Source organism: Mycoplasmopsis gallinacea (genome assembly GCF_012220205.1).
Lineage (GTDB): Bacteria > Bacillota_I > Bacilli_A > Mycoplasmatales > Metamycoplasmataceae > Mycoplasmopsis > Mycoplasmopsis gallinacea_A.
The window spans coordinates 441,350-455,127 of the sequence record NZ_CP047225.1 but is presented as its reverse complement, the minus strand read 5'-3'; the positions used below and the strand labels follow the sequence as shown (position 1 = coordinate 455,127).

Below are 13,778 nucleotides of genomic sequence, written 5' to 3'. Positions count from 1 at the left end.
ACACAAAAAAGTCACACGCATTAAATTTGCGTGTGACTTTTCTAATTTATAATTTTCATTTTCCTGTAATTTTGTCAGATAATAAAAATGTGTCTTTTCTTTTTAGCATTATTATTTTGCACAATGGACACAAAAAGTCACGCGTATTAAATTTGCATGTGACTTTTCTAATTTTTCTTTTTATTTTGCTTGATCGTCTTAGCTCAATTTTTTAATATCTATATTTTTATATATAATAATTATGTGCCTATTTATTTTTTAACAGAGGATAATTAGGCACATAATTGCTAAAATTTGTTTTCGCAATTTGGATCCTCTTTTTTTAACTGGAGATATTAAAAAGCGTAGGATTGTTGAAACTCTGTTTAGAAACAAATCTTTTATAATTCATATGGTAAGGTGTTTTTTCTAATTTAGAAACACCGGGGTTGGTTTATGGCCAGCCTTTTTATTTAACTTTTGCCCCTTAAAGAAAACTTTATTTCAGGGGTTTGAATTACTTATTGTATAAACATAAGGAAAGGACCTCAATTTTTTCTCCGAAAAAATTTAGCAATTAAATTACTTGTTTGCTAAATTTGTGATACAATATTATATATAAAGATGGAAGCAAGGAGGAAAGAAGATGAATATGAGTTATGAAAAAGAAGAAAAAGCATTAGTTAAATATGGCAAAAATTTAACTAAACTTGCTGAAGCAAACAAACTCGATCCAGTTATTGGTAGAGATGATGAAATTCGTAGAATGATTCGTATTTTAAGTAGGAAAACTAAAAATAACCCTGTTTTAGTTGGAGAACCTGGAGTTGGTAAAACAGCTATTGTTGAAGGTCTTGCTCACAAAATAATTGAAGGACAAGTTCCTGAAAACCTAAAAAATGCTCAAGTTATTGAAATTGACCTTGCAGCATTAATTGCTGGTGCATCTTACCAAGGTGAATTTGAAAAAAGATTAAAACAATTATTAAAAGAAGTGGAAGAAAGTAAAGAAGAGCTTATTTTATTTATTGATGAAATCCATATGTTAATTGGTACAGGTAAAACTGGTTCAAATTCAGGAATGGATGCTGCTAACATCATTAAACCTTTAATGGCTAGAGGGATGCTTCATTTAGTAGGTGCAACAACTTTTGATGAATATCGTAAATACATTGAAAGCGATGCAGCTTTAGAAAGAAGAATGCAAAAAATAGATGTGGAAGAACCAAATGTTGAAAGTACAATTACTATTTTAAGGGGGATTAAAGAAAGACTAGAGCACTACCATAAAGTTAAAATTTCTGATGATGCTCTAATTGCTGCTGCTAAATTATCAAATAGATATATTACAGATAGATTTTTACCTGATAAAGCAATCGATTTAGTCGATGAAGCAGCCGCCACTATTAAAACTGAAATGAACTTTGAACCTGAAGTTCTTGAAAAACTTAAACAAGAAAAAATCAAACTTGAAATGGAAAAAATTGCGCTTAGAGATAGTAAAAATCAAGCCGCAAGAGTTGAAGAGTTAACTAACTTAATTAAAATAGGTGATGAAAAAATTGCTCAATTAGAAAAACAATGAAAAACTGAGAAAGAAAAAGTGAATGAGCTTTCACAACTTCAAAAAAGACTTTCAGATTTAAAATTTAGTTTCCAAAATGCTCAAAATGAAGGGAATTTTGAATTAGCTTCAAAAATTAAATATAGCGACATTCCTAAAATCGAAAAACAAATTGAGGAAATTGAATTTGCTAAAAATAGTGCTAATGCATTATTAAAAGACATTGTTTTAGAAGAAGATATTGCCAAAATTATTTCTAAATGAACTAAAATTCCAATTAAAAAATTAATTGAAACTGAAAAAAATAAATTAATTAACTTAGAAAAAGAATTAAATAATGAAATTATGGGTCAAAAACAAGCTATTGATTTAGTTTCTCGTGCTATTTTAAGAACTAAAGCTAATATTAATGACCCAAATAAACCACTTGCTAGTTTCTTATTCTTAGGACCAACAGGAGTGGGTAAAACTGAACTTGCAAGAAAATTAGCACTTCAATTGTTTGATAGTGAAAAACAAATGATTCGTCTTGATATGTCTGAATATATGGAAAAACACAGCGTAGCTAAAATAATTGGAGCTCCTCCAGGTTATGTTGGTTTTGATGAAGGAGGACATTTAGCTGAAAGAATTAGAAAAAATCCTTATACAATTTTACTTCTTGATGAAATTGAAAAAGCTCATCCAGATGTGTTAAATGTGTTCTTACAACTTTTAGATAATGGGATGATTCGTGATTCAAAAGGTAAAATTATCAACTGTCGTAATTTAATTGTTATTATGACTTCAAATTTAGGGGCTAAAGAAATTATCGAAAACAAAGGACCTCTTTCAGATAAAGAAGTTAAAGTAATTCTCACTCGGTTCTTAAGACCAGAATTTATCAATAGAATTGATGAAATCATTTGCTTTAACCCATTATCTAAAGATAATGTAAAAGCTATCATTAAAATTGAACTTGATAAATTAGTAAAAAGAATTAAAGAAGCTAAAAACATTGATTTAACTTATACAGATAAAGTTATTAATAAAGTTTTAGATGATGCTTTTGACCCTGAATACGGTGCTCGCCCAATTAAAAGATACATTCAAAAAAGAATTGAAAGTGTTATTGCTCTTAAAATTATTGAAAAAGACTTGCACGATACCAAAGTTGAATTGAATGTAAAAGATAATGAATTTGAAATTTAATATTTAGGTAGCAAATGCTACCTTTTATTTTTAAAATTTATTTGCTAGCTAAGAGTGCAAATAAAATATAATTAAAATATTATTTATTGTAAATAAAAATAAAAGGAGTAAAAATGAATTCAAAACTAATTAAAAATGACTTTTTTGATGCAGTAAATAAAGAATGATTAGATAAAACAGAAATTCCTTCAGATCGTTCTGCATATGGTTCATTTATCATTTTGGATATTGAATTAGAAAAATTATTAAAGAATTTATCTAATGATTGAGCTACAGGTAAAGCAGATCTCCCAAATGATCAAAGAATTCACGAATACGTGAAATTTTATAGAATGCTTACAGATTGAGAAAAAAGAGAAGCTCTTGGAATGAGCCCTCTTAAACCAATTATTGAAACTATCGAATCTTTAAAATCATTTGCTGATGTTGACCAAAATTACATCGAACTTTCTAAAAAACTTAGATCAATGCCTTATGAAATTTACAGCTATTCAGATTTTGAAGATAGCTCAGTAAATGTTTTATGATTAGGGATTCCAGGAATTATCCTTCCGGATAAAAAAGATTATGCTAATGAAAAGAAAAAAGAAGAACTTTTAGGTAAATATCAAGAAGTTGCTACTAAATTATTAGTTAAATATGGAAAAAGCACAGCAGAAGCAAGTAAAATCGTTGCAAATGCCCTTAAATTTGATGCTTTATTAGTAGAAGCTCAGCTCTCAAGTGAGGAAAGAGCTATTGTTAAAAACTACTACAATCCTTACACATTAGACCAAGTTACAGAGCAATTTGGATTTAACGTAGCTAAAATTGCTAAACAATTAACTAAAAAAGATTTACAAAAAGTTATTTTAGGAAACCCATATATTTTTGAGCAATTCCCAAAAATCTTTAATGAGCAAAACTTTGAAATTTACAGAGACTACTTAATTGTAGATAATATCTTCGCAAATGCTCAATATTTAGATGAATACACAAGAGTGCTTGCTGGTGAATATTCAAGATTTATCTCAGGTGTTAAGGAAGCTAAACCTAAGGAAAAAGCTGCTTACTTAACAGCTATGTCATTTTTCAAAATGCCTATTGGACTTTACTATGGACTTACATATTTTGGGCCTAAAGCTAAAGCTGATGTTGAAAAAATGATCCAAAATATGATCCAAGTTTACCAAGAACGTTTAGAAAAAAATACATTCTTAAGTCCAGAAACAATTAAAAAAGCTATTTTAAAATTAAATTCACTTAATGTAATGATTGGTTATCCAGAGGAAATTGAAAGCTACTATGACCAATATAAAACAAAAACATTTGAAGAAAACGGAAGCATTATTGACAACGTTTTAAGTTTTAGTGCAATTTCTCACGAATATAACTTAGCAAAATGTGGTGAAAAAGTTAATAAGAAAATCTGATCAATGACACCTGCTATGGTCAATGCATACTATAGCCCAACTACAAACTCAATTGTTTTCCCAGCCGGAATCTTACAAAAACCTTTCTACTCACTTGAACAAAGCAGCAGCGCTAACTTCGGTGGAATCGGAACAGTTATTGCTCACGAAATTTCTCACGGCTTTGATAACAATGGTGCCCTTTTTGACGAAAAAGGAAACATGAAAAACTGATGAACTGAAGAAGATTTTGCTAAATTCGAAGAAAAAACTCAAGCAATGATTGATCTTTTTGATGGAGAAGAAATTGAAGCTGGAAAATGTAACGGTAAATTAACCGTTTCAGAAAACATTGCTGATGCTGGTGGATTTGCATGTGCATTAGAAGCTGCAAAAAGAGAAAAAGATTACAACCCTAGAAAATTCTTTGAAAATTATGCTGAAATTTGAAAATTAAAATATACAGAAAAAACAGCTAAATTATTACTTCAAACAGATGTTCATGCACCAGTTAAATTAAGAACAAATGTTCAACTTAAAAACAACCTAGATTTCCAAAAAGAGTATGAAATTTCTGAAGGTGATAAAATGTATTTAGCACCTGAAAAAATGGTAAAAATTTGATAATAAATAAGCCATGCTACGCATGGTTTTTATTATTTTTAAAAAGCTATTTCGCAATTTTATATAATTTAATTAATAGAGTATGGAGGGGTAAATGGAATACATATTATATATTATTGGAGGGTTAATCCTTTTAGCAGCTCTTTGAGGAGTTATTAAACGTCTTTTAAAGATTTTATGATCTATTATTTCACTTGTTATCGGTGCAGGGATAATTATTTTCGCTTTAACAGCCTGCACAAACTTCTAATTTAAAATTAGCTAACGAACATATTAAGCTGGCATTGCTGGCTTTTTTACTTACTTTCCCACTTGCTAGTATAAAAAGTTATGCTACTAAGTGGGAAAGGTTGAAAGTGCTTAGTTTTCCGCTTAGTAGCATAAAAAATAAACTTCATTTTGTTTCCAATTTATATAATCTAAAATTACTAATAAATCTATAAATTAATCATATTGGTAATTGAATTTCGATTTTTCCAATGATAGCGAGCTTGATGTCAAATTGAAAACAAATCTACTTTCAACTCTACTTTAATCTAAAATAAGTTGTGGATTTACCAACACCTTCTCTTTTAATATCACCTTGGTTTACTAACTTTCTAAGTGAACCTTCAATTGAACTAATACTTAACGAAGGACAAAGCTCTCTTATATCTTGCTTTGTAAATCTTCCTATTTTTTGCATAACAGCTTTTCTCACCATTTCCACAGCTGGCATTTTACCTTCAACAATAGTAAATCGATCCTCAAAACTTTTATATGCAGATAAAACAGTGCCTAAAAGATATTTGATAAAAGGCGTTGGATCTTCATTGCCTTCATACCAATTTACACCTGATTTATTAAGTGAATTATAGTAATAATCTTTATCTTTAGCTATTATCGCTTCTAACGATATATATTTACCAACATAAAAACCATTTTGGTATAACAAAAGAGTCGTAAGAAGTCTGCTAATTCTTCCATTTCCATCATTAAATGGGTGAATACATAAAAAATCATGAATAAAAACAGGAATAGCAATTAATGGGTTTACTTCTGCATTACCAATTACTTTGTTATATTCAAAACAAATTCTTTCTAAAGTTTCGGGGGTTTCAAAAGCAAATAGTGGAGTAAATAGCACTTCAGAACGACCATCAGGATAATTAGCTACAATAACATTATCAGAACTTTTTGTTTTTCCACCAGATCCGTTTTCTAAATGACTAAACAAAATTTTATGTAATTGTAAAATATAGTTTTTAGAAATAGGTATTATGTCAAAATTGTTATGAATTATATTTAAAGCGTCTCTGTATCCTGCAATTTCTTTTTCATCTCTGTTTTTTGGCGTTGTTTTTTCTTCCACTATTTGTTTTAATCTACTTTTAGTTGTTACAATTCCTTCAATTTCATTGGATGATTCAGTACTTTGTATTTTAGCAATTTCAATTAATTTGTTTAACTCATCATTTTTTTCTTTTAAATAAAATTCTTGCTTACCTTGATATCTGTAAATGTCTGCAACTAAACTTAAAACATCTAAATCCCACTTCTTTTCTTTTAATTTGGAATAGTTAAAAATTCTCATGATTTCCCCTTAAAGATATTTCTTTCCCTTAAAATATAGCACTTTTTAAGGGAAAAAGCATTTTTTAATGAGAATTTATATAAAAAAATCTTTCTCAAGCTTTTTTTGAAAAAGATTTTCATTTTTATTTATTAATCATTCCTATACATAAACACAACCGTTTCAATGTGATACGTATTAGGGAACATATCAAAACCTTGTACAAAGTCAATTTTATAGTTATAAACTTCAGTAAATCTTTTCAAATCTCTCACCAAAGTCCTTGGATCACAGGACATATAAGCTATATTTTTCACACCTTTTTTAGCGATAAGATCAATTAATGCGTCATTAAGTCCGCTTCTTGGCGGGTCTAAAATAACAAAACTATCATTACTATTTAAATGTTTTTCTAATTCTTTAGATTTAAACACATCTTCAGCTTCATAAAAAGCTTTAGAAAAATTATTTTTAAGCGCATTTTTCTTGGCTAAGAAGATTGATTGCTCTTCTATATCAACACCAAAAATGCTTATAGATTCTTCAGAGACAAGTTGACCAATTGTCCCTACTCCGCAAAAAAGATCAATAATTACTTTTGGATTTAAAGACAAAATTCTTTCTTTAATTTTAGAAAACATTATAGATGCTATTTCATTATTGATTTGAAAAAATGATTTGTCTAAAACTAAAAATTTCTTATCCAAAAGAGAGATAACAAATGGTTTTTTAGTTCAATTTAAAACTTCTTTAGAAGTATCTAAATTAACAATTTTAATTTGAATTAAATTACGAATATCCTTGATTTTCAAAAGAAAATGGTTTTGAAAAACAATTTTGCCAGTCACTTTTAAACAAACAATTGTTTCGTTATTATTGTTTGTTTTAAGGATTATTTCTTTGAAATTATCTAAATCAGAATGATCAAATTCCAAGTTAATTAAGTTAACTATTTTTAATAAAACTTGGTTAATTGATTTTTGATTAAGAACTAAATTATCTGTATTAATTAAAATGTTAGACTTTGCTCTATATTCACCATAACGAAGTTTATTTTGGTCTACAAAAAGTGGATAAGTTGCTTTATTACGATAATTGTAAATGTTTTTAGCCCCATAAAAAAACTTTAAAACATTTGGATCTATATTTAAATTTCTTAAAAATAAGGTTTGTAAGTAGTGTTGTTTAAGCTCAATTTGATATTCGTATTTAAGATTAATTAAAGGGTTAGAAGATACACAATTGTAAGATTTTTCATTTCTAATAGATTCATTTTGCTCAATAAATTCTTCAACAAGTGCAAAAGAAAATTTTGAATTGCTTTTAATAATTTTTGCTTTAACAACTTCGTTTGTAAAAGCATTATAAACAAATATTTTATGCCCGTTTTCTAGGGTTGCTTGACCTAGACCTTCATAAGTGATTTGCTGAATTTTAACTGTTAAAACTTGATTATTTAAATTATTCATGAGTTATATATAAAATATCTACTTTTCCATATCTTTTGCTTTTAAATACCCTTAAACCTTTAGGGATGATCACTTCTGAAACTTTGTTAGTTTCTACAATAATTTCACCATCTTCATTAAGAATATTTCGCTGAGCAATTAACTTTAAAGAATCATTTAAAAGAGCATAGTCAGCATATGGAGCATCAATAAAAATAAAATCAAAAGTTTCGCTAGTGTTTTGTAAAAATAAAAGTGAATCTTTTTTAATTGCGTTAATATTATCAATTTGCAAGCTTGAAATATTTTTTTTAATAATGTTAAAAGCTACATTGTTAAGTTCAAGCAATGTTACATTTGAAGCCCCTCTTGATATTGCTTCAATTGCCATTGAACCACTTCCTGAAAAAAGATCTAGAAAGGTTTTATCAACAATTTTAAATTGAATGCTTGAGAAAATTGATTCTTTTACCTTATCCATTGTAGGTCTAGAAATTTCAAGTGCTGGTTGCTCAATTTTACGATTGCGATATTTTCCTGAAATAATTCTTAGCATAATAACTCCTTATTTTTACTAAATATATGTTTATAAATTATAAATACTTTTTTATATTATAATAGTTAAATATGAGATTAAGACATGACAAAACCGCAGCTGATAAATTAGCTCAATCCAAATTTTTAATTAAAAATTTCCCACTCAAAGTTAATGAAAATGATGTTTTAGAAATTGGTGCTGGAAAAGGTGAAATGATCACTCAATTAGCTCTAAACAACCCAAATGTTACTTACTATGCGTTAGAGAAGTACCCAACAGTTGCTAATAAAATCCTTAAAAAAATTAATGAACTGAATTTAGAAAATCTTTTTATTATCACTGAAGATGCCACAAAAATTGATGAACTTTTTGACGGTACAATGAACCAAATTTGACTTACATTTAGCGATCCATGACCTAAAAACGCACACGAAAAACGTCGTTTAACTTACAAAACTTTCTTAGAAAAATACAGAAAGATAATGAATCCAAATAGCGTTTTAAAATTCAAAACTGATAATGATAAATTATTCAACTATTCTGTAGAATCTTTTAAAGAAAATAATTGAACAATAATTGACATAACCACCGATTTGCATAAAAGTAAATATAATGCCGATAATTATCAAACTGGTTATGAACAAAAATGATCAGCGCTTGGAAAAAATATTAACTTTTTAATTGCTAAGCCAAATTAATCAAAAAGACAAGCTAGCTCTAGCTTGTCTTTTGTTTTAATCAAGTTCAATAGCACCTGTATAAAGTTTGTAATACATACCTTTTTGAGCAAGAAGTTCTTTATGGCTTCCTTGCTCAGCAATTTCACCTTTATCTAAAACCACAATTTTATCGACGTTTTTGATTGTGCTAAGACGGTGAGCAATAATAAATGAAGTTCTATTATTCATTAAATTATACATAGCTTCTTGAACATGTTTTTCGGTTTCAGTATCGATTGTACTTGTAGCTTCATCAAGGACTAAAATCATTGGTTGAAGCATACTTGTTCTAGCAATTGAAAGCAGTTGTTTTTGACCTTGAGAAATGTTTTCTCCAGCATTTTCAAGCTCAGTTTCAAATCCATTTTCCATTAAACCGATAAAACGATCTGCGTTTGCAACACTAGCTGCGTATTCAACATCTTCTTTAAGAGCATTTTCAACTCCATAAGAGATGTTTTCTTTAACACTTTTACTGAAAAGAGAAGTATCTTGAAGTACAAAACCAAGTGATTTTCTTAATGAAGATTTTTTAATTTCTTCAAGATTAATTCCATCAAGTAAAATTTCACCTTGATTTACATCATAGAAACGGTTAATTAAGTTAGTAATTGTAGTTTTTCCAGCTCCAGTTGCACCAACAAAAGCAATTTTTTGACCAGGCATTACTTCTAAATTAATATCTTTAAGAATCATTTTTTGGTCTGTATATCCAAAGTAAACATTTTTAAATACTACCTGTCCTTTAGCTTCTTTAAATATTACTTTTCCATCTACAAGCATTTTGTAGTAGAAATTAGATTTTTCAAGGTTTAACACAGCTAAAAGCTCTTTTTCAGTTTCATTTAAATCTCTTTCACGAACTATTTCAATAGTCCCAAGATCTTGCTCTTCTTTTTCTTCAAAAACAGCAAATACTCTTTGAGCTCCAGCAATAGCTACTGAAATTGTGTTAAATTGTTGGCTAATTGTTGCAATTGGGTTTGAGAAACTTCTTGTATATTGAAGGAATGAAACTAATACCCCGATGTTTAAACCTATATTTAAGGTTCCAACGTGTCCGTTATTAGCCAAAACAACTCCACCAATAAGAGCAACTATTGCATAATTAATGTTCCCCATATTCATAAAAAGCGGGAATAAAATGTTCATTATAGCTTTAGATTTAAAGTCACTTTTGTAAAATTCATCATTTTTCACTGTTAAATCAGATACTGATTTTTGTTCATGATTAAAGACTTTAATAACTTTAACCCCATTAATCATTTCACTTATAAATCCATTTAATTTACCTAAGCTCTTTTGTCTTTGCACAAAGTATTTTCCTGAATAAATAGCAAATTTACTTGAGAAAAACATAAGTACAAACACAAGTAAAAGCACTATAAGTGTCATAAATCAGCCGTAGTAAAACATTAAGAATAATAAAATGAAAATTGTTGCAATTGAGTTAATAATTTGCGGGAAACTTTGAGAAATCATTTCTCTTAAGGTATCAATATCATTTGTATAAATCGAAATTAAATTTCCATTCAAATTAGTATCAAAGTATTTAATTGGTAGTTTTTGCATTTTTGAATATAAACTGACTCTTAATTTTTGAATTGTCGAATGAGCAAGTGAAATTGACAATCTTGAAGCAACAAATTGACAAGTTACACCAATTAAATACATTAGCCCTAAAAGTATAATCGCTATTGTAAATCCATATCAATCGAATTTTTTAGCACCACTAATGAAATATGGGACTAAAAATTTATTGAAAAGAACAATACCTAAAAATGATTGGCTAAGTGAAAATGTAGCAGCTGTTACAAGCATCCCAAATATAATTAATGAAAAGTAAACTTTATTAGTTTCTCACATGAATTTCATTAATTTTTTGAAGGTTTGTGAATCGAATTTAGATTTTTTTCTATTCATTTCCACCTCCTGCTAATTGGTCTTTTCAAAGGTTTGCGTAAAATTCATTATTTTTTAATAAATTCTCATGGGTATCATATCCAGATACTTTTCCATCATCAAGAACAATAATGCGATCTGCATTTTCAATTGATGTAATTCTTTGAGCAATGATTAATTTAGTTACATCTTTGAGATTATTAGAAAATTCTTCTCTAATTTTACGATCTGTATTATTATCAACAGCGCTTGTTGAATCATCAAGTACAATAATTTTTGACTTTTTAAGAAGTGCTCTTGCAATACATAAACGTTGTTTTTGCCCACCTGAGAAATTATTTCCACCTTCTTCAACTTTTGAGTCTAATCCATTTTCTTTTTCGAATACAAATTCATATGCTGAAGCTTGTTTTAAAGCCTCAATAATTTCACTATCAGTTGCATTTTCGTTTCCTCAAAGCATGTTTTCACGAATAGTTCCGCTAAAGAGTGTATTTTTTTGAAGCACCATTGAAACTGCATCTCTTAATGATGCTACATCATAATCTTTAACGTTGTGACCATCAATTAAAACCTTTCCACTAGTAACATCATATAAACGAGGTAAAAGTGAAACTAATGAACTTTTTGAACTACCTGTTTTACCAATAATTCCAATTGTTTCACCTGCATTAATTTTTAAATTAATATTGCTTAAGTTTTCTAATTGAGCATTTGTGCTATATTTTAAATAAACATCAACAAATTCAATTGAACCGTTTTTAACTTCTGTAATTGGGTTTTCTGGGTTTTGAATGTAACTTTTTTCACCTAAAATTTCTTTAATTCTACCAACACTAGCTTTAGCAATTGTAATTGTTGCAACACTCATAGCAACAAGCACAAATGAAATAAGCACTTGAAACATATATCCAAAAAATGAAACTAAAACCCCTGGAGTAATGGTTCATTCATTAAATGGAGTAAAGACCATATGGTTTGTTGCAATTAAAATAAACGCAAAAACACATAAATAAATAGCTCCTGAGAAAATAGGTTGTGAAAGCGACATTAATTTTTCAGTATAAATTGAAATTCTTTTCACATCCTTGGTTTGCTTTTCAAATTCTTTAAATTCTTTTTCTTCTTTTGCAAATGCTTTAATTGTTCTCATTGCAATTAAATTCTCAGAGATTTTATTATTTAATTTATCGTAAGAACTAAGCATTAATCCGTATCTTTTAAATACTAAGAACATAATTGTAAAGACAATAATCGCAAGTACAAATACAACTCCGATCAATACTGAAGCAAGCATTGCTGCATTTACAAAAGCCATTATGATTGCAAAAACAATCATAATTGGCGCTCTAACTAAAGTTCTAACAATCATTAAATATGCATTTTGCACGTTAATAATGTCATTAGTCATTCTAGTAATTAAGCTTCCGCTTGAATATTTGTCTAAATTCTTAAATGAAAGTGAGACAATATTTTCGTAAATAGCTTTACGAATATTTTTACCAAGTCCAGCTGCAGCTTTAGAAGCGCAGACACCACTTAGAATACCGAAAATAAGAGAAATAAATGAAAGACCTAAAATAATAAGTCCGTATTTCACAATAGCATCCATATCGGTTTTTGGCATTCCAACTTTTAGTCCTTTATCCATTAATTCACTAATGAAAAATGGAATAAGAACTTGTGCTACAACTTCTAAAATAACAAAGAAACCTGATAAAAAAGAAACAAGTCTATACCCAGCTGTAAAAGGATATAAATGTACTTTTTTACTATTTTTTTGCATTTTTCCTTCCTTTTTTATTTTTTTATAATTTATAAATTATTTTATGCTTTTTATTTTTTAAAAAAGTATTTTCAAATTATTTTGAATTGTACATATGTAATATATTCCACATTAAAAAACCGAAAACTTGAGTTTTCGGTTTTATGCGATTATTTATATTTTTTAAGCAAAACAAAGAGATAAGCTCGCTTAATTCTACTACGAGTATAGCGCTTAGAAACGCAAGCTTCTACAAACTCTTCATAAGTTTCTAAATGAATGTTTTTCTTAAATAAATTTTCCACCCCCTCAGAGATCATCTTCATTTTCGCGAGCTTTTCTTTTTGAGTATTAATAACAATTTTTTGAAACTTTTTGTAAGTGTCACTAATATTTTTAGAAGTCATTTTCTCCCTAGGTATAGGAGTAAAAGGAGAAATATCTTCGCCACTCACAAGCATTGAACGAATTTTTGACGCTGAAGCAAATTGATTATTTGTCTCTTCAGAATGAAAATCAATTGTTCTTAAAATTGAAATTGGAATGATATCCAAATTGTGATTAACAATGGTTTTGACATATTCAAGGCCTAAAATGTCATTAGGCATTGTGATATTACTTCCTGAAAGCTCGCTTAAAGCTAAATTGGTTGCTCTAGGAAACGAATTACCTTTTTGTTTTAGATATTTTTTAATAAGAAGGTTGTATTGATCTAAGTTATTTTTGATTAAATTAGCAATTTTTAAAAATAAATTCACATCGTTTGTTTCAGAACCAAAAACTAAGTAATTGATACCTTTTTTAGCTAATTTTAAGACAGCTTCGGATGCAAAAATATGGGCAGCTTGAGCTGAAATATCGGTATGAAGCTTGACAAATTTATCTACACCATATTTTTTAGCATACTTTTTTCTTACTCTTCAAGGAGCTATGATTATCTCACCTCTTTGAGAATATTTATAGCTCATTGCAACAGTTATTTTGCAATTTGGAAACATTTTTTTAATTTGCTCAATTTGATAAATGTGGCCATTGTGAAAGGGATTATATTCTACAACTATACCCACATGTGGCCTTTTTTCTCTTAAAAACATATATTAAATAA

10 protein-coding genes are annotated in these 13,778 nt (G+C 28.3%); 4 read left to right on the top strand and 6 right to left on the bottom strand.

The window, feature by feature from the left end:
- Positions 1-625 precede the first annotated feature (625 nt).
- From GOQ20_RS01895 to GOQ20_RS01885, 3 genes are all read left to right on the top strand, one after another.
- Positions 626-2,734 carry an ATP-dependent Clp protease ATP-binding subunit gene (locus GOQ20_RS01895; RefSeq protein ID WP_167845181.1) on the top strand — a complete coding sequence of 703 codons (2,109 nt, stop codon included), beginning with the start codon at positions 626-628 and terminating at the stop codon, positions 2,732-2,734.
- A gap of 113 nt (positions 2,735-2,847) precedes the next feature.
- Entirely contained in the window at positions 2,848-4,752 is a 1,905-nt protein-coding gene (locus GOQ20_RS01890) for a M13 family metallopeptidase (RefSeq protein ID WP_167845180.1), read from the top strand.
- A 91-nt stretch (positions 4,753-4,843) separates the two neighbouring features.
- Complete coding sequence (locus tag GOQ20_RS01885; protein ID WP_167845179.1) at positions 4,844-4,999, top strand: hypothetical protein; 156 nt, start codon at positions 4,844-4,846, stop codon at positions 4,997-4,999.
- A 276-nt stretch (positions 5,000-5,275) separates the two neighbouring features.
- On the opposite strand, the gene GOQ20_RS01880 is transcribed toward GOQ20_RS01885, so the two are convergent.
- The 3 genes from GOQ20_RS01880 to rsmD all read right to left on the bottom strand — a co-directional run bounded on the left by GOQ20_RS01880 (position 5,276) and on the right by rsmD (position 8,305).
- A complete protein-coding gene (locus GOQ20_RS01880) occupies positions 5,276-6,322 on the bottom strand; it encodes a Fic family protein (RefSeq protein ID WP_167845178.1) in 1,047 nt (348 codons plus the stop codon).
- Between the two features lie 131 nt (positions 6,323-6,453).
- The gene (locus GOQ20_RS01875) at positions 6,454-7,770 is read right to left on the bottom strand and encodes a class I SAM-dependent RNA methyltransferase (protein WP_167845177.1); all 1,317 of its coding nucleotides are present in this window, start codon (positions 7,768-7,770) and stop codon (positions 6,454-6,456) included.
- Positions 7,763-8,305, bottom strand: coding sequence for a 16S rRNA (guanine(966)-N(2))-methyltransferase RsmD (rsmD, locus tag GOQ20_RS01870; protein ID WP_167845176.1), 543 nt, complete (start codon positions 8,303-8,305; stop codon positions 7,763-7,765). Before rsmD ends, GOQ20_RS01875 begins: the two co-directional genes overlap by 8 nt.
- A gap of 71 nt (positions 8,306-8,376) precedes the next feature.
- Between rsmD and trmB the strand changes: the two genes are divergently transcribed.
- On the top strand, positions 8,377-8,985 hold the full coding sequence (gene trmB, locus GOQ20_RS01865; protein WP_167845175.1) for a tRNA (guanosine(46)-N7)-methyltransferase TrmB: 609 nt from the start codon (positions 8,377-8,379) through the stop codon (positions 8,983-8,985).
- Positions 8,986-9,021: 36 nt separating this feature from the next.
- Here the strand turns inward: trmB and GOQ20_RS01860 are convergent, their stop codons facing one another.
- The 3 genes from GOQ20_RS01860 to GOQ20_RS01850 form a co-directional block, all read right to left on the bottom strand.
- A complete protein-coding gene (locus GOQ20_RS01860) occupies positions 9,022-10,929 on the bottom strand; it encodes an ABC transporter ATP-binding protein (protein WP_167845174.1) in 1,908 nt (635 codons plus the stop codon).
- The gene (locus tag GOQ20_RS01855; protein WP_167845173.1) at positions 10,922-12,694 is read right to left on the bottom strand and encodes an ABC transporter ATP-binding protein; all 1,773 of its coding nucleotides are present in this window, start codon (positions 12,692-12,694) and stop codon (positions 10,922-10,924) included. Before GOQ20_RS01855 ends, GOQ20_RS01860 begins: the two co-directional genes overlap by 8 nt.
- Before the next feature lie 149 nt (positions 12,695-12,843).
- Positions 12,844-13,767 carry a nucleotidyltransferase gene (locus GOQ20_RS01850; protein WP_167845172.1) on the bottom strand — a complete coding sequence of 308 codons (924 nt, stop codon included), beginning with the start codon at positions 13,765-13,767 and terminating at the stop codon, positions 12,844-12,846.
- Between the last annotated feature and the right edge of the window lie 11 nt (positions 13,768-13,778).